The sequence below is a fragment of the Cytobacillus sp. QJM3NY_8 genome, assembly GCF_056173585.1.
In genome coordinates this window covers 3,062,980-3,088,586 of sequence record NZ_CM149681.1, presented here as the reverse complement: position 1 = coordinate 3,088,586, position 25,607 = coordinate 3,062,980, and the positions used below count along the sequence as shown (strand labels likewise).

19 protein-coding genes and 1 pseudogene are annotated in these 25,607 nt (G+C 40.2%); 16 read left to right on the top strand and 4 right to left on the bottom strand.

Features of this window, described 5'->3' with window-relative positions; all coding sequences use genetic code 11:
* Nucleotides 1–31: 31 nt before the first annotated feature.
* Complete coding sequence (locus AC0VZ9_RS15925) at nt 32–562, bottom strand: GNAT family N-acetyltransferase (RefSeq protein ID WP_475396440.1); 531 nt, start codon at nt 560–562, stop codon at nt 32–34.
* 452 nt (nt 563–1,014) lie between these two features.
* On the opposite strand from AC0VZ9_RS15925, the gene AC0VZ9_RS15920 reads away from it, so the two are divergent.
* A complete protein-coding gene (locus tag AC0VZ9_RS15920) occupies nt 1,015–2,529 on the top strand; it encodes an MDR family MFS transporter (RefSeq protein ID WP_256815218.1) in 1,515 nt (504 codons plus the stop codon).
* Between the two features lie 209 nt (nt 2,530–2,738).
* On the opposite strand, the gene AC0VZ9_RS15915 is transcribed toward AC0VZ9_RS15920, so the two are convergent.
* Complete coding sequence (locus AC0VZ9_RS15915) at nt 2,739–3,179, bottom strand: Lrp/AsnC family transcriptional regulator (RefSeq protein ID WP_256815233.1); 441 nt, start codon at nt 3,177–3,179, stop codon at nt 2,739–2,741.
* A 122-nt stretch (nt 3,180–3,301) separates the two neighbouring features.
* Between AC0VZ9_RS15915 and AC0VZ9_RS15910 the strand changes: the two genes are divergently transcribed.
* The 3 genes from AC0VZ9_RS15910 (at nt 3,302) to AC0VZ9_RS15900 (ending at nt 7,559) form a co-directional block, all read left to right on the top strand.
* On the top strand, nt 3,302–3,724 hold the full coding sequence (locus tag AC0VZ9_RS15910) for a carboxymuconolactone decarboxylase family protein (RefSeq protein ID WP_071157086.1): 423 nt from the start codon (nt 3,302–3,304) through the stop codon (nt 3,722–3,724).
* Nucleotides 3,725–4,070: 346 nt separating this feature from the next.
* Nucleotides 4,071–5,312: a serine hydrolase domain-containing protein gene (locus tag AC0VZ9_RS15905; RefSeq protein WP_217027044.1), complete on the top strand. Its 1,242-nt coding sequence runs from the start codon at nt 4,071–4,073 to the stop codon at nt 5,310–5,312.
* A gap of 900 nt (nt 5,313–6,212) precedes the next feature.
* Nucleotides 6,213–7,559 carry an NAD(P)/FAD-dependent oxidoreductase gene (locus AC0VZ9_RS15900; RefSeq protein WP_009334008.1) on the top strand — a complete coding sequence of 449 codons (1,347 nt, stop codon included), beginning with the start codon at nt 6,213–6,215 and terminating at the stop codon, nt 7,557–7,559.
* Between the two features lie 379 nt (nt 7,560–7,938).
* Here the strand turns inward: AC0VZ9_RS15900 and AC0VZ9_RS15895 are convergent, their stop codons facing one another.
* Nucleotides 7,939–9,141 (bottom strand): IS110 family RNA-guided transposase, encoded by a 1,203-nt coding sequence (locus AC0VZ9_RS15895; protein ID WP_159871975.1) that lies wholly within the window; start codon nt 9,139–9,141, stop codon nt 7,939–7,941.
* Nucleotides 9,142–9,641: 500 nt separating this feature from the next.
* Here AC0VZ9_RS15895 and AC0VZ9_RS15890 point away from each other — a divergent pair, with 500 nt between their 5' ends.
* The 5 genes from AC0VZ9_RS15890 (at nt 9,642) to AC0VZ9_RS15870 (ending at nt 15,192) form a co-directional block, all read left to right on the top strand.
* On the top strand, nt 9,642–10,445 hold the full coding sequence (locus tag AC0VZ9_RS15890) for a nucleotidyltransferase (protein WP_475396439.1): 804 nt from the start codon (nt 9,642–9,644) through the stop codon (nt 10,443–10,445).
* Nucleotides 10,446–10,683: 238 nt separating this feature from the next.
* Nucleotides 10,684–11,106 carry a MarR family winged helix-turn-helix transcriptional regulator gene (locus AC0VZ9_RS15885; protein WP_009334010.1) on the top strand — a complete coding sequence of 141 codons (423 nt, stop codon included), beginning with the start codon at nt 10,684–10,686 and terminating at the stop codon, nt 11,104–11,106.
* Nucleotides 11,090–11,434 (top strand): DUF3147 family protein, encoded by a 345-nt coding sequence (locus AC0VZ9_RS15880; RefSeq protein ID WP_475396438.1) that lies wholly within the window; start codon nt 11,090–11,092, stop codon nt 11,432–11,434. The genes AC0VZ9_RS15885 and AC0VZ9_RS15880 overlap by 17 nt, the downstream gene beginning before the upstream one ends.
* 325 nt (nt 11,435–11,759) lie before the next feature.
* Nucleotides 11,760–12,194 carry a VOC family protein gene (locus AC0VZ9_RS15875; RefSeq protein WP_009334012.1) on the top strand — a complete coding sequence of 145 codons (435 nt, stop codon included), beginning with the start codon at nt 11,760–11,762 and terminating at the stop codon, nt 12,192–12,194.
* Between the two features lie 1,234 nt (nt 12,195–13,428).
* Complete coding sequence (locus tag AC0VZ9_RS15870) at nt 13,429–15,192, top strand: Rieske (2Fe-2S) protein (protein ID WP_475396437.1); 1,764 nt, start codon at nt 13,429–13,431, stop codon at nt 15,190–15,192.
* Between the two features lie 301 nt (nt 15,193–15,493).
* Here AC0VZ9_RS15870 and AC0VZ9_RS15865 read toward each other — a convergent pair.
* Nucleotides 15,494–15,673 (bottom strand): annotated as a pseudogene (locus AC0VZ9_RS15865) (LysR family transcriptional regulator); the annotation flags it as partial.
* A gap of 703 nt (nt 15,674–16,376) precedes the next feature.
* On the opposite strand from AC0VZ9_RS15865, the gene eutB reads away from it, so the two are divergent.
* The 7 genes from eutB (at nt 16,377) to AC0VZ9_RS15830 (ending at nt 25,607) form a co-directional block, all read left to right on the top strand.
* Nucleotides 16,377–17,378 carry a hydroxyectoine utilization dehydratase EutB gene (gene eutB / locus AC0VZ9_RS15860; RefSeq protein WP_033196584.1) on the top strand — a complete coding sequence of 334 codons (1,002 nt, stop codon included), beginning with the start codon at nt 16,377–16,379 and terminating at the stop codon, nt 17,376–17,378.
* A 397-nt stretch (nt 17,379–17,775) separates the two neighbouring features.
* Entirely contained in the window at nt 17,776–19,488 is a 1,713-nt protein-coding gene (locus AC0VZ9_RS15855; protein ID WP_019382097.1) for a PucR family transcriptional regulator, read from the top strand.
* A gap of 371 nt (nt 19,489–19,859) precedes the next feature.
* Nucleotides 19,860–21,047 (top strand): M24 family metallopeptidase, encoded by a 1,188-nt coding sequence (locus AC0VZ9_RS15850; protein WP_009334016.1) that lies wholly within the window; start codon nt 19,860–19,862, stop codon nt 21,045–21,047.
* A 16-nt stretch (nt 21,048–21,063) separates the two neighbouring features.
* Complete coding sequence (locus tag AC0VZ9_RS15845) at nt 21,064–22,068, top strand: cyclodeaminase (protein ID WP_475396436.1); 1,005 nt, start codon at nt 21,064–21,066, stop codon at nt 22,066–22,068.
* Between the two features lie 14 nt (nt 22,069–22,082).
* Nucleotides 22,083–23,285, top strand: a complete 1,203-nt coding sequence (locus tag AC0VZ9_RS15840; protein ID WP_192908735.1) for a cystathionine gamma-synthase family protein — start codon at nt 22,083–22,085, stop codon at nt 23,283–23,285.
* Between the two features lie 29 nt (nt 23,286–23,314).
* The gene (locus AC0VZ9_RS15835) at nt 23,315–24,562 is read left to right on the top strand and encodes a M20 metallopeptidase family protein (protein WP_009334021.1); all 1,248 of its coding nucleotides are present in this window, start codon (nt 23,315–23,317) and stop codon (nt 24,560–24,562) included.
* The gene (locus AC0VZ9_RS15830) at nt 24,552–25,607 is read left to right on the top strand and encodes a homoserine dehydrogenase (protein ID WP_019382094.1); all 1,056 of its coding nucleotides are present in this window, start codon (nt 24,552–24,554) and stop codon (nt 25,605–25,607) included. The genes AC0VZ9_RS15835 and AC0VZ9_RS15830 overlap by 11 nt, the downstream gene beginning before the upstream one ends.

The window sequence follows — 25,607 nt, the reverse complement described above, 5'->3', positions numbered from 1 at the left end:
GCCCATACTTTTACAAGTATAGGCAGACGAATTAATCTGTTACTAACAACGAATATAGATTGAGATCAATAAAGCGTCCTTTTGATCTTTCCACTTTTCTCATTGTTCCTTCAAAGCCGAAATTTAATTTTCTCAGGACTTTAATTGAGTTGAAATTTTCAGGTTCTACTTGTGCTTCTATTCGATTAAGTTCTAAATCGTTAAAGGCATGCCTTATTAAACAAGTAATAGCTTCAGGAGCAAATCCTTTTCCCCAAAAAGGTTTATTAATTTCGTAACCAATTTCAGCTTTTGCATTTTCAAAATCTAAAATGTTAAAACCGCAAGAACCAATAATTTCATTTGATTCTAACTCAATTATTGAGTATCGGATTGCAGTGTTTTCTTTTGATAGTTTATCAAATAATATAATCATTTCTTTTGCTTGTTTTTTATCAGTGAACTTATCAATATTCATGAATCTAGTTACTTCTGGATTAGACCAAACTTGAAACAATTTCTCTAAGTCTGATACCTGCATTTTTCTTAACATTAATCTTTTTGTGCTAAGTTCATTAATCAATATTTTTACCTCCATTATGCTTTTATTTGGGGTCAAGATATTGATATCTGGGCATAGTTCAGTCCTTTCATAAAATGATAATAAGATTATACCAGCTTTCTGCTATATATAGAAAATATATTAGATGCTGTTTTATATAAAGGACTAAAAGAAGTGGATATTTATGCTATTGCTAAATGGCAAATTCGATTATAAATCATTCTTGGAATTTAACAATTTCATCCTATTTTCTAAAATGTAAAAGGGGAGGTAATTGGATATTGAGAGACCATCAATACTTTTTATGCTACGTGTTAAAACTCATTTTAACTTAGTACCCTGTTGATGGAAGCGGATGGAGGTATGTCTTATAGAAGGAGTATCGAAACGCATGCGGAAGCGATTTCCTAGAGTGGAAATCAACAAAGTAAGTATAAAAGAGCCTTAATTTTAGAAAAAGCTAGGAGATATTTATGAAGCAGCTACAAAGTAGACAAAATCTGGTAGTAACAGGATTGTTGCTCTCTATTCTTATGGCTTCAATGGATAATACAATTGTTGCAACAGCTATGGGGACCATTGTTGGGGATTTAGGAGGGCTTGATAAGTTTATTTGGGTAACATCAGCTTATATGGTGGCTGAAATGGCAGGTATGCCGATATTTGGCAAACTTTCTGATATGTTTGGACGGAAACGTTTTTTTATGATGGGGTTAATCTTTTTTATGTTTGGGTCGATTCTTTGCGGAACTGCTCAGACCATTGAACAGCTTAGTGTTTACCGTGCTATACAGGGAATTGGCGGTGGTGCATTAATACCGATAACCTTCACCATTATAATCGATCTTTTCCCGCCTGGTAAGCGGGGAAAGATGAGCGGGCTATTCGGAGCTGTTTTTGGTTTATCAAGTATATTCGGTCCGTTGCTTGGAGCCTATATTACTGATTATATCAGCTGGCATTGGATATTCTATATCAATCTTCCAATTGGGGTTCTCTCATTAATGTTAATTGCTTTATTTTACAAAGAATCTCAGAAACGCAAGAAACAAAAAATTGATTGGATGGGATCGATTACATTAGTTGGAGCTATAGTATGTCTGCTATTTGCTCTAGAGCTTGGGGGCAATGAGTACACTTGGGACTCTACTGTAATTTTAAGTTTATTTACCGGATTTGCGATTTTATTTACAATGTTTTTTATTACGGAAAAAAGCGCTGAAGATCCTGTTATTTCTTTCTCTATGTTTAAAGATCGCCTTTTTGCTTCAAGCACGATGGTAGGCTTATTTTATGGGGTCTCCTTCATTGTAGGAATTGTGTATATACCGATCTTTATTCAGGGGGTAACAGGTGGCAGTGCAACAAATTCAGGTCTAATCCTACTTCCTATGATGCTGGGTGTGGTAGTGTCCTCACAAATAGGGGCAATGTCGGCTCCAAAACTCGGGTTTCGGAGTGTCATGCTCATTTTTTCCGTTATTTTGCTAATTGGGATGTATTTGCTAAGTACAGTTTCAGCGGAAACATCAAGATTTGTAATTACATTGTATATGATAATTATCGGATTAGGCACAGGAGCTTCTTTTTCTGTAATAAATATGGCAGCTATCCATAGATTTGGACCAGAAAGCCGAGGTTCAGCTACTTCAACAGTATCGTTTTTACGACAGCTAGGGATGAGTTTGGGAATTACCATTTATGGGATTATACAACGTTCCTATTTTTCATATAAAACGCATGAAATATCCAGTGGAAACAATCATTTGATTACTGGAGGAGCTCAAAATGATCCACGCTCTATTCTATCTGAGCAAGCACGTAAGACTATGCAAGAGCCATTACTGGATAAAATTATTAATGCCCTTGCAGAGTCAATAAGTTATACATTCACATGGGCTCTCATACCATCCGTATTGGCGTTGTTTTTCGTGTTTTTCTTGACAAATGACCGTATTTCTAGTGGCGACACTCAACAGGAAAACTAGCTTGACCTCATTCTCTTCCTATTCGTTCATGTATTGCAATATCATTAAATTAAAAAGTACTTTTTTGCGGCCATAAAAAGAAAGAGAGGAGGCCCTTAGGACCTCCTTTTCCATATATAATGGTTCACCACTATTAGTCCAGACTGTGTTGCGGATGCTTTTCTTATTGTGTTAACGAGTCAGATTAGTTAAATAGACTTGATTATTACCTATTGGGTACTCATTTTCAAATTGGTGTGGACCTCCGAAAAAATAAAATGTGTGACAGTACGGGCATACGGACTTACATTTTCAATAAACTCTTCTGCCTTTCTAAAAGTGTCGAATTGTATTTTTAGCATATAACAGGCATTTCCTGCAATCCGATAACAGAATTCTACATTTGGTAACTCCTCAATATATTTCCTAAAAGAGCTATAGTTCCCATTTTTAACAGTTGCTTCTATTATACATTGGATTGGAAGCCCTAATTTCTCATAATCCACTTCCAATGTGTACTTTTTAATTATTCCAAGTGATTCCATTTTCCTAACACGATCTGTAACTGATGGAGAAGATAAATTGATTTTTCTTCCAAGTGCGCTCATTGATAATCTGCTATCTTCGCTTAATACATCTATTATTTTCTTATCAATATCATCGATTTTCATATCAAATCTTATTTCCCTCATTTTCGTTAAATTTTTAATGAAATATTGAAAACTACATTTCAAACTTAATGTGAAGCGATGAAATAATTCGATATGATAAATAATACAAGGAGGGATTAATTATGGCAAGAATTGAGGAATCACAGTTCGGGGCGACCCCTTTCCAAAGACTTTTGGGACATAACAAGGAAATAATGATTATGTGGAGTCGACTGGGAAATGAGTTGGAGAAAGAAGGGAAGCTTACTGCTCATTTAAAAGAGCAAGTAAGAAGAACTCTTGCACAAAGTAGTGGTTGTGCATATTGCAAAGCAAAAGGAAAACCAGAACCTAATTTGTACGATGAAAAAATATCAATTGCGGTAGGATTTGCGGAGGTATTTATTAAACAAAAAGGGGATGTTCCAGATGCAATTTTTAAAGTGTTAAAAGAGTACATGTCTGACGGTGAAATTAGCGAGCTTTGTGCGTTTATCACTTTTGCAACTGCTTCACAATATTTTGGTGCCATTATGAAATTAGAAGCACAGGCAACTGATATATAACTCTTATTTCTCTCAGGTAAGGATTAACGCTTTTATTTTTATTTAAGAAAGCGGGGCAGGTTAGTGTTCAAAAGAGGATTGTTGAATATGGAATATGTATTTACTGCCGGAATATACATAATTAGGTAATGGGAAGGTGAGAGTTTAAATGGATAAGGCCAGTATTTTCAACCTGCTCGGCTCTAATGGGGCGGGCAAGACAACGGTTGTCAAAGAAGTTTATTAGGGAATAATGGTGACGTTAATTTTGATGAAAACGAGAAAAAACGTCCAATGAACAATTTGCTCTATGCTAAACGAAGGACATATCCATAGGCGGATAAAAAAGCAAAGAGAGGGAAACCAAATGAAAAACAGTTCAACGGTGCAAAACAACAACGGCTTCTCAGAAATAGGGCTGCGCAGAATGCGTAAGGTGCTGGCACGGTATGTCGATTCAGGGAAGGTTCCTGGGCTCGTCGCCCTAGTTAGCCGATACGGTGAGACGCACGTCGAAGCGATGGGAACAATGCGCCATGACGGTGGTGGGCCAATGCGCCGGGACACGATCTTCCGGATGGCGTCAACGTCCAAGCCAGTCGCGGTCGCGGCGGTGATGGTTTTGCTCGACGAGTGTAAGATACGGCTGGATGACCTAGTAGAGAAGTGGCTGCCTGAACTCGCCAATCGGCAGGTGCTGAAACGGCCCGACAGTCCGCTGGACGATACTGTGCCAGCACGGCGGCCGATTACTGTACGGGATCTGCTAACCTCCACGTTTGGGCTCGGCTTGGATTTCACGGCGCTGGGCACTCCGATCATGAACGCGATCCTCGAGAAGAATCTCGCGGCCAATGTACCGCCGATGCCCGATCCGGATGAGTGGATGCGCCGCCTTGGTTCACTTCCGCTGCAGTACCAGCCCGGAGAGCGCTGGCAATACAACATCAGCAACGATCTACTCGGCGTGCTCGTTGCTAGAGTCACTGGCCAGTCGTATGGAACATTCCTACGCGAACGCATCTTCGATCCGCTGGGCATGAAAGACACCGGTTTCTACGTGAACGAAAGCAAGATTGACCGGCTGCCGCCACTCTACGCCCCCGATCCGCAAACCGGAGAGTTCATCGTATGGGATGAGGCGAAGGGGGGACTCCATAGCCAGCCTCCTGCGTTCGAGAGCGGCGGTGGCGGACTTTCCTCCACCGTCGATGACTATCACGCCTACTTCCGGATGCTGCTGAACAAAGGGATGCACGGGAACAAACGAATTTTGTCCCGAGCCGCCGTTGAGCTGATGACTACCAACCGCCTTACACCCGAACAACAAGCCGTCCGAAACGAAATGGCCACCAACAACGTCCATATATCATTCGGCCAAGGGCAGCACGGTGGCTGGGGCATGGGGATGGCGGTGCGCACCTACCGTGGCGACTACGCGCCAATCGGCCAATTCGGCTGGGACGGAGGAAGCGGGACCTCGACCTACGCTGACCCGGAAAATCAGCTCATCGGAATCCTGCTCACCCAACTTGGGTCGACCGTTCCGGATCCGATGCATCTTATGCTAGACTTCTGGACCATGGTCTACCAGGCAATCGAAGACTGACACCGAGCCTGCGGTTCGTCGTTCGTTTAAAAAAAGGACGGTGAATCATCGACATTATTGGGGCAGAGCCTTGCCATGACAGGGAGTTGGTTGGATAAAGTGTAAACGGCCAAGATCATAGCCGCAAGTCCTTGGAAGTGTATAAAAGCTTGCAATCACCGATGCCCAGCAGTTATATAACGAGGTCATATAAATTATTCCCCATTTAATTACATCTAGATTGCGGGTGGTTTCAGCTTCGCAGATACTACCCCTTTTTAAGTTGAAAAAATAAATTGATATAAATGAAGCTTATTTTCCTCTCTATTTTTAAAATTTTCCGTTTTTTCATTATTTTACTTTTTCCATTACAAAGAAAAAAGACGTAACTGGAGCCGTTCTCCATTTAGATCAAGGCTCCCTGTATACGTCAAAGCTATACTGCAGACGATATTAGTTAAAACAAAGTAGGACTTTATCAGCGGCAGGATTGGGAAACGGATAGTTTAGCAGAATGGCATACTGTTCCCATTGGGGGAGTTGTCATACTAGAGGGTGTTTATTTTACTCGTAAAGAATTTGCTGAAATACTATATGGGTTGATTGTCCAAGAGAACTCAGGCATTCACGGGGACTTGAGTGAGACGGGGAAGATGCTCGTGATATGTGGGAAAATAATAGAATGATTTCAGAAAACCTCTATATTGTGAAGAACATTAACCTTCCGAAAGAGCAGACCTTTTTGTAAATGGGACTAAATAATTTTAAGAGGGTTATTAAAGCAAAGGTATCTGCATATTCAAAATAAGGAAACGATTATTCTAATCAATATGGAACTAACAGATTTTAAATTTCTTCCAATTCTATGCGGATAGTATACTATTTTTATTAAGTATTAATATTGATGGGAGTTGCAGTGATTTGTTACGAAGGGAAAAGGCTGTTATTATTGGCGGAGGTATTTCTGGAAAATTGGCTGCACGTGTACTGTCTGAAATTTTCCAAGAGGTAATTATTTTAGAACGTGATTCAGAACCCCATGGACCTTTTCCGAGGAAAGGTGTACCACAAGGCGAGCATATCCATGCGCTTCTTTTTTCCGGTGCGAATGGTCTCGAAGAGCTGTTTCCTGGTATTACTGAGAAGTTTAACGCAAGCGGAGCTGTTAAAATCAATTCCACCCAAGACATTTCTTGGTTTCACCATGGGGTTTGGAAACTCCGCTATGTTGGAGACTACACAACCATTCTTCAAACCCGCCCGCATCTAGAATGGCATATTGAACAATACTTTAAAAATATCCCAAACGTAACCATTCAGTACAGCCAAAACGTTCAAAACTTTATATATATTGAAGAAGAAAATCGAATTACTGGAATCGAAGTAATCAATGGCAGCAACTCCATAAGAACCATAAATGCGGACCTGATTGTAGATGCAAGCGGAGTAAACGGTCTTTCCTCAAGATGGCTAAACAAACGAGAAGTACATATTCCAGAGGAGACGGTTAAAATTGACTTAAGTTATTTTACAAAGACGCTTCAACTCCCTGACAACCAAAACAGGGACTGGTCCATTAAACTTCTGTATCCAACCCCTCCCTTTGAAAAAATCGGCGGAGGCATTTCTAAGGTTGAGGGAAATCGTTTTTTAGTCACGTTTATGGGATATCATAACGAAATAAACGAAAAAGAAATACTGAAAAGTGACAACAGCTTTATAGACATAGCCAAAAAATTGCCAAAACTGGACATCTATCAAGAACTAAAGGTTGCCACTGCTTTATCCAGCACCTCTACCTACCGTGTACCGAATATCACTTGGAGAAGATTTGATAAGGTGAATAATTTTCCAAACGGTCTTTTAATGATCGGGGATACGATATGCCGAATCGATCCTTTTTTTGGGCAAGGCATGAGTATTGCGGTCATGGAAGCGCTAGCATTAAAAGAATTACTTGCGAACGAAACGTACACAAATCAAAAAATGATTGAAACCTTTCATCAAAAGGCTGTGAAAATCATTTCTCCTATTTGGAATATGGTTATAACAGAGGATTTTCGTTATCCGGAAACTATTGGGAAAAAGCCCGCAGGTCTTTCTATTCAGCAATGGTATGCGAAAAACATTTTTCTTTTATCATCTGAGGATAAAGATATCTATAACTCATTTATTAAGGTTATGCACCTTCTTCGCCCGACTTCCACCTTGATGCATCCAAGAATTATAAAAAGTGTATTGAAGAGAAGATTTACAAATAATCGATAGAATTTTCTTCCAGAAATAAATTCTCAAATAAAAAAGAAACAAACGTTCTTATAATAAAAATTAACGCTTTCAAAAAATGGTTAAAAAATGCCCAACCCCTGGTATACACGGGGTTGGGCATTTTCCATAGTTAAGGTTAAGAAGGATTAACGCTTATTTATGAATTACGCTTATTTGTAAACAAGTTAAATGGATTTTACTGCCTCTCTGCTATCTTTATGGGATTATAGGGATTTTATTAACTATCTAAACCAGCTAATAGGAGTCAAGAACTTCTTATTAAAAATTTTTTTCTTCCGTGTTATACTTTGGAAGGCACGCCAAATAACCCTCCAAATACCTTTTGGAAGGTTTTTCATTAGCTGCTTTTTCTTGTTGATTAAGCCATATCTAGGAACTGCTCATTCCTTTTTAGGATTGCATAAATCCAGTGTAAAAGCTTGTTTACACAAGCTATCATCGCTACTTTTGAAGGCTTTCCTTCATTTCGTTTCCGATCATAATACTCTTTTAGCTTCTTGTTCCTCGAGCTTCTTATACCGCATAATACGGCCATATATAAAGCGTGCCGTAATCGGCTTGAACCTCGTTTGGTAATATGATTTATCGTAGCTGTGAACTTACCTGATGAATGGACACTTGGATCAATTCCTGCGTAAGCCACAAGTTTTTTAGGGTGATTAAACCGGTCAATTTCCCCGATTTCAGAAATAATCGTTGCCGCGATTTTTTCTCCTATACCGGGAATTGATTGGATTATCTTACATTCTTCAATTTCTTCTGCCAGGACATCTATCTGCCTCTCCAAGCTTGATAGGTGTTCTTGGTATTGAAGAAGCATATTGATATACATATCCAAACTGAACAACTGGCTTTCATAAACACCTTGTTGGAATGGATTCCGCTTAGCTGAAGCCATTAATTTGTGTGCCTTCTCCCTCATCCAACTTGGGGATCGTTTAATACGCATTTCCTTAATTCGTGCCAAAATCTTTGCTTCTCCTGCCATCAGTACATCTTCGGATGTTGGAAACTCCTTTAATATTTTAAGAGAAACTTTCGAAAATAAATCCCCGAAGACTCCCCTGTATTCAGGAAATATCTGATCAAGAAGAGTATGAAACTGAAGTTTTGCCTGGATGTAAAGGTTCGTAACGGTTTCGTATTGCCTTGACAATGTTCTCAGGTTTAGAAGTCTCAGTCCTCTTTTCTTATATGGCTCAAATTCTTCCTTGTAGTAAAGAACACAAAGGTGATATGCATCAACTGCATCAGTCTTTACCTTTCTAAGGCTTGTTTTCTTAGCTTGATAAGAAATGATGGGATTTACCAAGATGTATAGATACTGACTTCCCTCAAGACATTGAATAATCGGTGTATGGTAATGTCCTGTAGATTCAAGAATAACTGCTGGCCTAACCCCAGTATGTCCCTCTATCTCTCTCAAAAAAGAAATAAGCGAATCTAAATCCTCCTTGGTATGCTTTACACTGAAACTTTTCCCGAACGGCTTGTCTTTATCTAAAAAGGCTTGAACCTCACTTTCTCCTTTGGCTACATCTAGGCCAATGACTGGATTCATTAATATCTCTCCCTTAGTTTTACTCACCAGTAACCCCTATACCTTCCTGTAGTTCCATAGCTTCGCTTGTTATACGAGATCATTTGTCCCAACCAGCCTCAAACATCATTCTACAAGTAGGGGGCGAACAGTTTAGTTGACGAGATCTACCTCCCACGCACCCGTACGTTCTACCCTGGCTACTGAAATAATAGGTCCTATAAAAAAAAGAGCAACCAGTAAAAACTGGTTAACTCTATAATACGAATGTACCCTTTAGCTTAGGTGCAACTGATGATCAAAATAACTAATGGTTATATTAAATAAAACAAGGTTGTCCTGCTTAAATTTCATTGTATAAGAAGAATAAGGTTGAACTGAAAATCACACCAAATTATTGTGTTATGTTATATTTATGTGGATTAAGAAATGGAAGGAGCATTATACATGTGTTGCTCATGCTGTCCAGTAGTTGATATATCCCTTTTCTAAAAGAAAATTATTGAAAAGGGGACTAAGATATGTTAATTCAAAAGAAGATTATTCAAAGTGTTAGAGATAAATGTATCCAAGATAAATCGGTTTCAGCGTGTATGATGTATGGGTCTTTTACTAAAGGTGAAGGCGATCAGTATTCTGATGTTGAGTTTTATATATTCATTGACGATGATAAGGTAGAGAATTTTAGCTCAAGACTTTGGATTTCTGAAATATATTCAGTTGTCTTAATCTTTTACAATGATTATGGAACAGAGGTAGTGATTTTTTCAAATATGATTCGTGGAGAATTTCATTTTCTTCCTGAATCAGAAATAGAAATCATAAGAAGTTTTAAACCGACTGGTGTTTTCCCAGATACTGATTCTATGTATATTTATGACTCCACCAATCAGTTAAAGCCTTTACTTGATGATTTAGGTGGGGATGGACCAGACCGAATGACAGATGAGAATGTAAACTTTGCATTTAATAATTTCGTGAATACTTGGCTGATGGGTGTAAACGTAATGAAAAGAGGAGAGTTAGCACGTTCTTTAGAGGTTCTAACTCAGGTTCAAAAGTTTATATTACAATTAATAAGGGTCAAAGAACAAACAGTTGAGCGTTGGTTAAACAGTACAAAAAACTTGGAAGAAGATATAAGCACCGAGTCTTACAATGATTATGCTGCAATTACCTCAACATTAAAAGAAAAAGAGATTAAAAATGCTTATAAGAGTGCTTTGAAATTAGCAGAAAAACTAAATTATATATTGGCTGCACACTATAGGGTAGAAGTAAATAAAGATTTGATCAGTAAGCTGCACCAATATCTCAAGAAATAAAATCAAAGAAGTTCTCTGTTATGACCAGCGCATTTTTAATTAAAGAGCGCCATTCTTTAATAAGGTATGCTTTCCTTAATGAACTAACGAGTGCTTTGCTTTAATATTCTGGCTGCTAAAATGCAGCCTTTTCTTATTCAATTAACGGGGCAGGTTAGTAAAGAACTGTTGCTATATATCCATTTATATCGTATTATAAGATATATTCTTAAATTACGATATAAGGAGAGGTAAGTTGATGAAAGAAATTGCACTTTTAAATCATCTTTGGACGGACATTTACTACCAATTACGTTATAACCACCAAGAAAAAATTCCTCACCAAAGCATACGCATTCTACAAGTTATTCAAAAAGAGGAAGAAGTAGGAATCAAAGAGATTGCGGAAGCTATTCAAGTGTCTCACAATACAGCTTCAGAGCATATTAAACGCTTATTTGAAAAAAAATATGTATTTAAAACCCGCAGCATAGAGGATGAGCGTAAGGTCATTTTAAGGCTTACCGATTTGGGAAGTGATGTATTGCACCGTCATTCCAGTCTCGATGAAGAAAAGCTAAAAAAAGTTCTATTCAAACAAATGAGTGCTGAAGAAAGGGAATTAATCTTAGAGGCATTTACACTATTACAGGAGAGAGCAAAAGATGTTCACAATAGTTAAAATACTTATTTCAGCCATTATAATGGGCGTTATTACAGAATTCTCCCGAAGATATCCTCAACAAGGTGGAGTCATTGCGGCTTTACCAATTGTCAGCCTTTTAAGTATTTTATGGCTATATACTCAGGGTGAACAAATGGACAAAATAAGTAAGTTTGCTATTGGTGTTGTGTGGGGGCTTCCTGGAACAGTAGTGATGTTGCTAATTATAGGAATAGCATTAAAACATTCCATTCATTTATTTGCTTCATTAGGTCTGGGAATTGCAGCTTGGCTAGTCTTATTTTTTGCTCAAGACCTAATAGTGAAACATATAAGCAGTTTGTGAAGAAATAAGCCTATCTAACGGGTTCAAGAGTTGAAGATCCAATGGGATCGGCAGCACTTTTTTTATTCGACTAACGGGGCAGGTTGGTTGAACAAACGTCATTAGCTTTTTTTCAATAATTGGCCAGATTCTGGTGCAACACAGTTAGCGTATTGTGCTTGAATTAGGAAGATATTATGAAAAAGTGGACTTAATGTAACGGACAGGATCATTGAAAATGGACATATATTCAGGGGTAACATATAGAATTTGTTATACTTAATTATATATTAGAAGAAAATGAAGTAAAGAATGTTTAATAACTAATAAAAGGAGTGTGATCCTAATGGTAGGAGTAGAAATTGATTTGGTTGTTACAGATAGCTTAAAAGCATTGGAATTATACGAAAACATATTTGAGATCGAACGTATTGAGGTTTCAGATTTACCCAAAGGAACAAATGAAGCAGTATTTACCCTTTACGGCGTACGCTTTCACATGTTGGATGAGAATCCAGAATTTCAATTGATAGCACCATCCAAAGATGACCCTAAAACAATTTGGTTTAACGTTTCTGTCCCTGATATTAAGGAAACATATACAAAGGCAATGAGTTTGGGATGCACCGAGATACAACCGGTTGCTGATCTACCTGATTATGGAGTGTCAAATGCAATATTTATGGACTCTTTTGGTTATGTATGGATGCTTCACCAAATCCACAAAGTTGTAAGTCATGAAGAGCGTATACGACTTTGGGAGGAAAAAAGGAATCGTTAATATTAGATTATTAAAATCATTAACCTCTCAGGAGTAAAATCACGAATGTAAGGGCTATTTAATCATAAAAAGGCGTTTTTCTTTAGTAAGAAGAAGTCTTTTTTGTATGTTTCTACATAAAAAACTGTGAATATTTTCAACTTAAACTATATGGGCCATTATTTAAGAAGGGGAACTAAATTTCTAGTTAGAAAAAGGAATGTCATTAAAAGTGAGAAAGTCCTTTGGTTTTTCTAGAGTACAACTTAATTTCATTATGACACTATGCCAGGGCTGTCTGTGTGTCTTATAGAGTTAGTTGACATGAAAAAAGCATATTAATTGACCGGAACGCATGTTAACGATCCAAAAAGGGAACGTAAAAAAGAGCGAATTGTGCTATCAAGAGTGTGGGGAACACCAGAAAAGCTTTTTAGACGTACGCGAGCTCACACTCAAATTTTTAAGAGCTAGTTGTCCACATTTCGCAATACATTTGCTGCTCATTTAACATGGAAGGGCATGTCGTTAGTATGTATAAACGTTCTATTTGGACATAACGGCCCGCACAATTACAGTTGCTATATCATGAAGCAAGAAAAGATTTGTATGACCAATGGATTTAAAATAATGGAAAAAATGTTCGTATAATACAAATTAACGCAGTCATAAATTTGACTTAGCAAACGACCAAACCCTTGGTGTAAAAGGGTTTGGTCGTTTTTATAATTATATCATATTTAGCATTAAGAAGGATTAAAGCTTGTTTTGGATGTTTCTTCAAGTATCCAGGCAATTAATGAGAAAATTTATTCTCATTATTTTTGTTAAATAAATAAGCAAAGCTTAAGGGTTTTATTTGAAAAACCAGCATGGACATGAGAGTTAAGAAATAGAAAATGAAATAGAGCCATCTGTCTTGCAAAGCAAAAGATATGAAGGAAAGGCGGCTTTCTGTTAATTAAACTTTTCTATTTTATCGTTATTATGAATTGCTTCCGTTCAGCATTCAATGCAGTCATTTAATAACAGCATGGAAGCTCGATAACTTGCATTGTTTTTAAGTTCTTCAATCTGGTTATGTTAATCCAACTCTTTTGGGGATTATCTTTCAGCCTTTTGGATGAGAAAAGTCCACACTTATGAAGGATTACTGTATTCCATCCATAATATAAAGTAGTAGATAACAATTTTTATACGCCCTCTATCCTCATCCAGAGGGTCCATTGAAATTTCATTTTTGGGAGTGATACCATTGTCAGAATTGATTTATGCAGGTTCATTAAAGACGCTTGAAGATGAAGGTGCAAAGGTAATTAAAGGCGGAAGTCATGCAATTGCAGTATTTGTTTACGAAAAACAAGTCTATGCGGTGGATAACCGTTGTCCGCATATGGGCTTTCCCCTCCATACAGGAAGCCTATGTGATGGGATTTTGACTTGTCACTGGCATCATGCTCGCTTTGATATAAAAAGCGGTGGAACCTTGGATCCATGGGCAGATGATGTCCCTACTTATCCTGTCGAGATTAAGGAAAATGAGGTTTGGGTTTACCCGGTTCCTTTTAATAAGGTGACAATCGAAAAATTGAGGCAGCGATTACGGGACGGCCTTGAGCAAAATATTAGTCTTGTCATCGCAAAATCGGTTGTTGGATTGATGGAAGCTGGTTTTCCGGCGACTGAGATTGCAAAGATCGGCGTCGAATTCGGAACGACACATCGGAGGAGCGGATGGGGTTCTGGGTTAACGATTTTAACAGCCATGACAAATGTATTGCCTAAATTGGATAAAACCGGACAGGTTTTAGCGTTGTTCCAAGGCCTGGTTCATGTTGCACGGGAAAGCTCTGGAATGGGAACACGCTTTTTGCTTGGATCCCTTCCTGTATCAAATGAAAAGAATGCCCAATCATTCGAACAATTATCAGAATGGTATCGTCATTGTGTGGAGGTGCGTGATTCACAGGGAGCTGAGCGGGTGCTGTTAACCGCGATAGAATTGGGATTCCCGAACGAGAAGCTTGCTGACATGATGTTGACAGCGGTCACAGATCATTTATATATAAATACAGGTCATACTCTTGATTTTCATAATAAAGCATTTGAGATTTTAAATCAGATTGGTTTTGAGCATCGGCCCTATGTACTGTCATCATTGTTACCTGGTATCGGTGATGTTGCCCGCAGTGAAGAATCCCATAGTTGGCAATCACCTGTGAACATGGTCAAGCCATTAATGGAGGCGTTCCCGAAATTACCTGATATCCTTGCTAATGTTTCGTCACGAAGCGACGCTGATATCGATGAAGCAACATTGGTTGAACAAATTTTATCAGATGACCCTATAAAAACGATAAATACGATGTTGGATGCACTTAAAAACGGCGTCACTCCTTCCCGTTTGGCCCAGATCGTAACTTTAGCGGCTGCTGATCGGATTTCCCGTTTTCATGTACAAAATGATTTCAGGGATTGGATTACTGTGCTTCATACTTTTACTCACGCACATGCGGTACATGAATCGTTACGCCGCTCTACTACACCTGAATTGACCCGAGCTGTTTTCCATGGAGCAATGAGTGTGTATCTTGATCGTTTTCTCAATACTCCATCTGCAAGAAGGCCGGAACCAAAGAATGTGGAAACTGAACCGCAGAATCCTTCAGAATTATTGGAGATGATGAATCAACAGCAACAGGTTGCAGAATCAGCGAGATGGGTAGTGAATTACCTGGCACGCGGTGGTGATAAAAGCGAACTCTTCAATACGCTCGGGCACGCTTTACTAAGAGAGGATGCAGAGTTTCATTCATTTCAAATGTATGAAGCAGCAATGATCGAACATGATCATTGGGAAAAAGAGGATTCCGGGTTTGCTAGATATGCACAGGAAACTTTGATCCTCGCAGTAACACGTTATCTGGCAGGCCATGCCCCAACAGCCAGAGAAATGCCGCATACAGCACAAATTGCAATGCGCCTCCACAGAGGAGAAAAATTATTTGAAGATGATTGATCGATTGAGGACTATTCCTGCTTAAGAGAAAGTAATAAGCTGCGTACAATGCCCGGAATAGCAAGCAGGCTATTACCCGGCAAGCTCGCCAAGGCGATGATCAAGATTTTTAAGCAGACCATAATTGTTATTTTTCTTTATGAAGGAATATCCTTACAGTTAGCATTTATATATTTTATGTTGATTTGTTGCTGTTTTTGGCGCATTGATGTACTGGTCAATAACCCAGGTAAAACCCTATGAAAGCATCCACAAGGGGGAGATTGTGAATAAATAATAGATAATTTTTTAGTAGATAATCCTATAAATCTGATAATGAACTTGCAAATTTCCTTGTAATTCTTTTAAAAACATTTCAGCTGCAGCGGAAAAAACCTGATGCTTTTTTCCAAACAATATTTAAGCCAGATTCAAGTCTTGGATCTAGCGGCCGAAAACAAAGGTTACTATCACTAGATGTATTAACTATTTTATCTAGTGAATGGGAGCATGTGAGAAACGCAGTTCATAAGATTTTTAGGAAGGAAAGCCTGGAGATGTAATGTGCACTATATGGTAAAAGGTGGGGTTCGATATCTATTTAACTATGTCTTCAAGTAGTCAAATGTCCAAAAGCTGCTCCTTACAGGTTAATTTAATGCAATCATAGGAGGGTGAAATCCTGCTAATAAGCGAGTATTCGTGAGAAAATTGTATTAAACTGAGGGAGTCTAAGTACAATTTCTATTAAACCATAGAAAAAAGCCGATTTTAGATAAAACCGGCTTTTTTCATTGAAATTATAATTTATTAAACCATTCATCACTGACAGGCTCTAATAATTAGAAAAATGCTGATAAAAAGATGGTGATTGAAATTGAACTATGGAATTTAAATGCAGGAAATGGTATAGATCTTATGGATTTAATGTAAGCGATGTGAGCAAAGACAAAATTGATGATGGAAAGATAACTTACTGCTCTAACAGCGTCCTATTTAAAATGGAGTAAAAATGGAGCTTATTGATAATCACTCCTTAACTATGGTTAAGTTAATAGAGTTTTCAACAGTGTTATAAAATTTGTATGAAAAAATCCCCCCTTTTATAAGCACTTTGGACAATTGAATTATCTGAAATATCGAACTATTATTGATTCAAGAAACTCTTTTATGGAGGGGAACAAACATTGGTGCATTCAAAATGTATGAAGGGAAGAAAAGATATTTCCATCCGCGATATTTGGGAAGCAAAGAAACGAATTTCTTCCATGATATATAAGACTCCATTGATTCAATCAGCAGTCCTGTCCGAAAAAATGGGCAGGAGGGTCTTTTTGAAACTGGAGAATGTTCAAGAAATTGGCGCATTTAAAGTCAGAGGGGCAGCGAATAAAATTTTGAGTTTAAGCACTGAAGCGAGAGGACGGGGCATAGCTACATATTCAACGGGAAACCATGGGCTGGCTGTTGCGTATGTGGCAAAAAAGCTTGGAATTGAGGCAGTTGTATGCTTATCTAACCGTGTCCCTAGAGCTAAGGTCGACTCATTAAAAAGGCTGGGAGCCAAAATAGAAATTTACGGTGACAGCCAGGATGCCGCCGGGGAAAGATGCTATCAGCTGGAGAGGAAGGAAGGACTGACTGTGATTCAGCCGTTCGATGATCCTTATGTGATTGCCGGACAGGGAACGATTGGTTTGGAACTTTTGGAGGAGCTTCCGAATCTAACAGATGTTATTGTCCCCCTTTCAGGCGGCGGGCTTCTTTCAGGGGTTGGGCTTGCGGTAAAATCAAATGACAGGGGGATAAGGGTTTCAGGTGTTTGTATGGAAAAATCTGCTGTAATGTATGAGAGTTTAAAAGCAGGGAAACCGGTATTGCTTGAAGAGAGTGAGACTCTTGCTGACAGCTTGCTGGGCGGAATTGGTCAGGATAACAGCTACACCTTCCGTATAGTTCAAGAATACATGGATAACGCTTATCTGATTTCCGAAGAGGAGATTGCATACAGCATGGCTTTTATGATAGATAAGCACAGAATGATTATGGAGGGAGCGGCAGCTACTGGAGTTGCAGCGGTTTTAGGCGGGAAAATTCCCCGGCAAGAGGGGGACGTTGCTGTAATCATCAGCGGGCATAATGTCGATCTTTCTGTCATTCATCGGGTAATTCAAGAGTATGCCATCTGTAATGAAGATTGGGAATGAATGTCTGAATTGATTGTATTATGTTTATTCGGGTGAAGGAGGTACCGAAAGATGCCAGTTATGGCATTTTAATAATATAAGTGCCAAAGAAGTTATCACTATTTAATGCCGCTGCATTCAAGAAAGCTTAGCCTTAAAGCTTTGGCTTTAGTAAAAAAATCGGTGGCATTAGCTTATTTTAAGTCTTTATATAATGACTAATCCAGGTTTCCCCGAGCCATTTTGGCAAAGTAAAGCACTGGTCCCCATGATATGGAAATATACTGAAATTATTATATTAATAGAATATAAACTAGAAAAGTGTAAAATTAATAGTAGACGTTGCTATCTGAATATGGTTTCCTATAATAAAAGTCTTCGATCTTTCTAATCTTAAGGTATTCAGAGGGGAGCCAACATGAGATTAACAGTTAAAGATGTACTAAAATATAAGATTCTCAATAGTGCCAAGATTGTTACGGGAAAGGAATATGCTGAAAAACGGCATATCCAGTGGATTTCAGCCATCGAAATGCCGGTGGAAAACTTTGTCCGAAAAAATGAAGCGGTATTGACGACAGGGATTGGCTGCGGGGATGACTCTGAAGCTTTTAAAGTGTTTGTTCAGGATGTGATCGACTCCGACGCTTCCGCCCTGATGGTGGCTTTGGGAAGATACATTTTCGATATTCCCACTGAGGTAATAGAATTGGCCGAAAAGAATAATTTTATTATTATTGTGATTCCATGGGAAATCCGCTTTTCCAGTATTATCGAATCGGTCATGAAAGAGATTAATGATATCGAATATAAAGAACGTGAAAAATCGGAAAAGGTTCAGCAGGAGCTTCTTAAGCTCATTCTAAAAAACACCGACCTGAAAGAAATCTCAAAATTCGTTGAAAAGCATATTGGTTACCCGATTGCCATTACAGACCGATCCGGCACCCTTCAAAAAAAAAGCATCCACACACAAGCCTTTATAAAGGAGTGGAAAAAATATGTCCTGCAAGGAATTCTTCCATCAAGGACAGAAAGCACTCTATTAAAAGGAGACCCCATGTTTCAAAAGTTCCAAATGGTTAAGATAGGAAACCGGTTTGTTTTTCAGATTCCGGTCCTCCAGGTAGCCGACAATCCACAAGGTTATATTTTTGTATTGGTTCCTGATTCCGAATCAATCGAATCCTTTCTCACTCTTTTTCGAGTTAACGTGTTAGAGCATGCTGCAACTACGATTGCTCTTTGGCTTTCAAGGAGAAATGCCATTGAAGAGACAAAAATGCGCCTTCGCAGCGATTTTGTCCATGAACTTTCTAAAGGTGAATTCTTATCACTTGACCAAGCCGATTCAAGGGCAAAATTGCTGGGATATAATCTTAAACTACCATATGTGTGTATTGTAGGTTATCCGGAAAATATGAAAATACTATTCCAAAAACGCAAACAGGACTATGATTCATATGAACATTGGCTTGAAAGCATGATTCAATATATCGAGGAAGAAATCTACTATGCTGCCCAGTCCCTTAAAAAGGACATGCTGATGACCTATCAGGGTGAACAGCTTGTCATTTTCCTGGAAACTCCGGGGGTAAAGGAAAATGAAAACGCCACAAATTTCCTTGATCTTGTAGAACGGCGCCTGGGAAATTTGCTTCCTGAAGTTATCATATCCTGGGGTATCGGCAATGCTTTTGAAGGAATTTTAGGATTTGGGGAAAGCTTTCGTCATGCAAGCACTGCTTTAAGCATCGGGCGGCGGAAAAAGGGTTCCGGACAGCGAATGATGTATGAGCAAACAAGAGTGGACAGGGTGCTATTAAATATGGCCGGCAATAATGAGATGAAAGAAATCATTATGTCAACTATTGAGCCTCTTGTACAATATGATGAGCAGCGGCATATGGATTTGATCGGCACTTTCATCGCCTATAATCAGTTTCATGGAAATGTAAGTCAGACAGCGAGATCGCTAAATCTTCACCGGCAGTCCCTGCTGTACCGGCTAAGGAAGATTGAATCTTTGACTGGTTTATCCCTTATTGATCCGGATGATTTATTTCTTTTGGATCTAAGCATAAAAATTTGGAAAATAGGAGAACATGCCGTTATGGCAGGTCAAAATTAATTTTATTGAAAAATGGAGAGCTGTGGGAAAAATCCTTTAGGGATTCTCCCGCAGTTTTTTTTTTGATCTTCATAAACCTCGGATTTCTGTCCTTCCCAGGATCCCTGAAGCTATTGATCTCCCTTTGACCGGAGAATCACGAACCATCCTCTCCTATCATTTAAATGCAACTCATTATAACGATTAGTATATTTTAAGACAATATTTTTACTGACCTTTTAAATCATTTGAATTCTTAATTTTTCGATAACTTGACTAAAATAAAATTTGAATTTTCATACAACTTTACGGATGATAGATTACTTACTCTGACTCTATAATTAACCTATAAACAGAAATTAAATACTGGTTTGGTAGGAGGGAGCGCCACCATGTCATTTGGAACAGCAGAGTATAAAGAGAGAATCTTGAAAACAAGAGAAAGAATGGCAGCAGAGGGGATTGAAGTATTGCTTATTACGGATCCCGCTAATATGAATTATTTATCCGGTTACGACGGATGGTCCTTCTATGTTCATCAAATGCTTGTCATCATCATTGATGAGGAACAGCCGATCTGGATTGGCAGGGGGCAGGATGCAAATGGAGCCAAAGTAACAACATGGCTTTATCATGAAAATATTATTCCCTACCCTGACGATTATGTACAATCTGAAACCAGGCATCCAATGGATTTTGTGGCAGAAATCTTAAAGCAAATCGGACAGCAAAACCGTTTCATTGGTGTTGAGATGGATAACTATTATTTTACTGCAAAATGTTATGAGCAGCTGAAAAAAGGACTTCCAAATGCCAGTTTCCGGGATGCATCCCTGCTGGTAAACTGGGTCCGCATAATAAAGTCCGATACAGAGATCGAGTATATGAAAAGAGCAGCTAAAATTGTGGAGAAAACAATGGCAGCGGGAATTGAACTGGTTAATGAAGGCGTACGTGAATGTGATGTGGCAGCGAAAATCTTTCATACACAAATAACAGGAACGGATGAATTCGGCGGGGACTACCCGGCAATCATGCCGCTTCTCCCATCTGGAGAAAGAACTTCTACTCCGCACTTAACCTGGACGGACCAGCGATATAAATCAGGCGAGCTAGTGATCCTGGAACTGGCCGGATGCTATAAGCGTTACCATTCCCCTCTTGCCAGAACCGTCCATATCGGCCAGCCCTCCGAAAAAATTAAATCACTTTCGGAAGTAGTTGTCGAGGGATTGAACGCTTGTCTGGATATGATTAAGCCAGGGATTGCCTGCGAAGAAATTGAGGAAGCATGGAGAAAATCGATTGAAAAAAGCGGAATTATAAAGGAATCGCGCCTGGGATATTCCATGGGTCTGAACTATCCTCCAGATTGGGGTGAGCATACAGCGAGCATCCGCAAAGGAGACAAAACCATCCTTCAGCCCAATATGACATTCCATTTGATCCCGGGTATCTGGCTTGATCAATACGGTTTCGAAGCAAGTGAATCATTCAGGGTAACCGAAAATGGATGCGAAACATTTGCAGAACTCCCAAGGCACTTATATATAAAAGAAGCATCACTTTCAAAAATTTAGGAGGTGAACCGGAAGGATGCTAATTTTTACAGAGCAGGAACTTAAACAGTATGTGCAACTGAATAATGAAGCGATTGCTATTGTGGAAGCAGGATTTACGAAACTTGCAAATGATGAAGCCGTCATGCCGCCGATTATGCGTGTGGACCTGCACGACCAAAACGGGGAAGTGGATGTCAAAACCGCTTATGTAAAAGGGGAAGACATGTTTGCGATTAAAGTATCTTCCGGATTTTTTAATAATTATAAGCTGGGACTTCCAAGCGGAAATGGACTTATGCTCTTGATCAGCACTCAAACAGGCATCCCACAGGCAATCCTGCTGGATAACGGCTATTTGACCGAGGTACGGACAGCCGCAGCGGGAGCGATTGCTGCAAACTACCTTTCCCGCAAAAACATTGAAACAGTAGGCGTGATAGGAGCAGGAAGCCAGGCGAGATACCAGGCAAGGGCACTCAAACTCGTACGGGATTATAAAAGAATCCTGGTCTATTCCAGGTCAGAGGATCGTTCGAGAAAATATGCCGCCGATATGTCCGCCGAATTGGGGGTTGAGGTCCAAGTGGCTGAGAGTGCCGAAGCCTTAGTCCGTAATAGTGATACGGTCATTACGACGACTCCGGCAAAAGAACCGGTGATCAAAGCGGAATGGCTTCATCCCGGACTTCATATTACGGCTATGGGATCAGATGCTGAGCATAAGCAGGAGCTTGAAGCAGAAGTCCTTGCCCGGGCGGATAAGCTTATATGCGATACAAAAGCACAGTGTGCCAGGCTTGGAGAATTGCATCACGCCCTTGACAAAGGAGTATTAACGAATGAATCGCACGTTATCGAACTGGGTCAATTAACTTCGGGAAGGCTAAGAGGGCGGGTAAGTGACGAGGAGATTACGGTTTGTGATTTAACTGGTACAGGAGTCCAGGATACTGTCATTGCCCTGTTTGCTTACAGTGAATTGGTCAAGCGGGAAATCGGCTTGAAGGCTGAGAACGAAAAACTGGTAATAAAAAACTGAGAAGGAGTGATCGTATGGTAAAAGAAAATGTTCAGGCAGGTACAAAAGCAGTATGGGCTGGGGAAAAGGATTATTTGGTGCATGGAGCCACCCAGGTGCCGGTCGTACTCAGTGTGGCATATGGATATGATGATATGGATGAGTGGTATGATGTAGCGATTGGAAAGAAAAAGGGACATATTTATGGAAGAAATACGAATCCAACCGTACAGGCATTTGAAGATAAAGTGAAAATTCTGGAAGGCGCCGAAGCAGCGACAAGCTTTTCAACAGGTATGGCTGCAATCAGCAATACGTTATCAACGTTCTTGGTGCCGGGTGATCGCATTGTATCGATGAAGGACACATATGGCGGAACGAACAAGATTTTTACGGAATTTCTGCCCCGCCAGCAAATCGATGTGGTTCTTTGCGAAACGGGGAATCACGAGCAAATAGAGGCAGAAGTGGCAAAAGGGTGCAAAATTCTTTACCTCGAAACACCGACGAATCCAACCGTCAAGATTACTGATATTGAGCGCATGGCAAAAGCCGGGCACGATGCCGGAGCGATCGTCATTGTGGATAATACTTTTGCAACGCCAATGAATCAGAACCCCATTTCACTGGGTGTGGATCTGGTTATCCACAGTGCTACAAAATTCCTCGGCGGGCATGCTGATGCACTGGGCGGAGTCGTTTGCGGTCCGCATGAACTTGTGGAAAAAATCTATCATTATCGCGAAATCAATGGTGCCACAATGGATCCGATGGCAGCTTACCTGATGATCCGCGGAATGAAAACACTTCACCTTCGTGTCCGCCAGCAATGTAAAAATGCAATGGAGCTTGCAAAGTACCTGCAGACAAAAGATATGGTGGAATCTGTCTATTATCCAGGGATTGAAACACATCCAAACCATCATATTGCCAAAAAACAAATGAAGGATTTTGGCGGGATGCTCAGCTTTGCTGTTAAAGGCGGAGTAGATACAGTCCGTGATTTGCTACCGAAATTGCAATTTGCCAACCGCGCTGCAAACCTCGGAGCTGTTGAAACAACAGTAGGGCCGGCCCGAACAACGAGCCATGTAGAATGTACGCCTGAGGAGCGTGCAGCTGTTGGCATTCCGGAAGGGTTAATCCGTGTCTCCTGCGGAATTGAAGAAATTGAGGACATCATTGCAGACTTTGAACAGGCATTTAGCCATGCAGAAAGTGTTTTGCAGGTAAAGTAGATTACTAGTTCCGATCGAGGTGAGAGATGATGTCAAATAATCATCCAATCGTTGAGCAAGCGAATAATTTGGCAGGCCGTCTGGTGGAATGGCGCCGTCATTTTCATCAGCATCCCGAACTTAGCTTTCAGGAGTTCGGGACCTCCCGTTTTGTTGCGGATGTGTTAAAGGACATAGATGGAATAGAAGTAGAAACAGGAGTTGGGCTTGAAACAGGAGTAGTAGGCACTTTGACCTCGGGAGATGGACCAGTCATTGCACTGAGGGCTGATATGGATGCCTTGCCGATTACGGAGGAAAATAGAACAGGCTATTCGTCCAAGACTGAAGGTGTGATGCATGCTTGCGGCCATGATGCACACACCTCTATTCTCCTCGGGGCTGCCTTCCTCCTCTCGGACCATTTTAAAAAGGGCGAATTGAAAGGGACGGTTAAATTTATTTTCCAGCCAGCAGAGGAGAGTACTGACGCTAACGGACTTTCCGGTTCATCGTATATGGTCCGTGCAGGGGCTTATGACCAGGCTGAAGCTGCCCTTGCCCTCCATGTCTGTCCATGGCTTCCAGTAGGGAAAGTGCAAATCAGTGATGGCTATAGTATGGCGAATGTGGATGTTTTTGAAGTGAAAATCCATGGATCAGGCGGCCATGGAGCTTATCCGGAGCTTGGCACTGATCCTATTTGGATGCTTGGCCCGGTCATGCAGGCACTGTATGGAATTACAGCAAGGAGAGTTTCAGCGCTGGATGCTGCCGTTATCAGTATTGGGCAAATCCATGCAGGTACAGCAAGCAACATCATTCCGACTGAGGCAGTTATTCAGGGCACAATTCGGAGCTATACACCGGAAGTCCGTGATTTTTTGGCATCAGAAATAAAGAAAGCGCTTTCTATCGTGGAGCATTTGGGCGGAACCTTTTCATTGAATATACAAAGAGGGGAGCCAGCTTTAAAAAATCATCCTGCTGTCAATGAATGGATAACGGACGCCATTACAAAGACATATCCAGGCATGGGGATTACCAGGCGCCCATTTGGCCTTGGCGGGGAAGACTTCGGCTATGTGACTGAAAAAATACCAGGATCCATGTTTTTCCTAGGATGTGCACCAATAGAGGGGGTCCAGCGTGATCTTCATACACCGATTTTTGATTTGGATGAAGCCTGTTTGCCGATCGGAACAGCCATTTTGGCACAAACGGCGGGCATGTTTTTAAAAAAGAATCCGAAATTACAAATTGACCAAAACTTGGAGGTGGAAATGCTTGGCACATAAATTGGCGTTTATAGGATTTGGGGTTGTTGGCCAGGGATTGGCGGAAATTCTGCGTGATAAGAAAGAAGCACTTAAACAGAACGAAGGATTTGAAGCTGAAATTGTCGCCATTTCCGATTTAATGAAAGGGTCGATCTACCATCCAGGCGGCCTGGATATCAGTACAGTATTGCAAGTATTGCAAGAAACAGGGAGTTTGGAGAATTATCCGGAAAGACCGGGATTAATCAGGGGATGGGACAGCATCAGAACAATCAAGGACACCAATGCAGATACGATTATTGAGGTTTCCTATACAGATGTCAAAACCGGCCAGCCCGCCATAGACCACTGTAAGGCTGCTTTTGAAAAAGGAAAGAATGTAGTGATGACCAATAAAGGCCCTGTTGCCCTCGCTTACCAGGAGCTATCTGAAATGGCGCAAAGGCATGGAGCCTATTGGGGATTCGAGGGGACGGTCATGAGCGGTACACCAGCGTTGCGGATGCCGGCTGCTGCCTTGGCCGGGAATGATATTACGGAAATCCGCGGCATATTGAATGGGACAACCAATTATATTCTGACCCAAATGGAACAGGATGGAGTTTCTTATGAAGCAGCCCTTAAAGAGGCACAAGAGCTCGGCTATGCAGAGGCGGACCCTGCTAGTGATGTAGAGGGATACGATGCAAGATATAAAATTGTTATCCTCTCTAACCATGTTATGAATGCTCCTTTATCAGTAGGGGAAGTGGAATGCAAGGGCATTACAGGCATCACTTTACAGGATATTGAGAAGGCAAAGGCGGAAGGAAAGTCCTGGAAGCTAATTGCGAAAGCCAAAAAGGAAAACGGCAAGGTTATTGCCTCGATAGCACCTGAAAAATTGGATGCTGAAGATCCTTTGGCTTCCATCAGAGGCTCTGTAAACGCCATTACGTATCAATGCGATCTTTTGGGCACAGTCACATTAAGCGGTGCAGGAGCAGGGAAAATAGAGACAGGATTCTCCCTTTTGATTGACTTAATTTCCATTAATCGTGAAAGGCAGCTTATTTCAATCTAA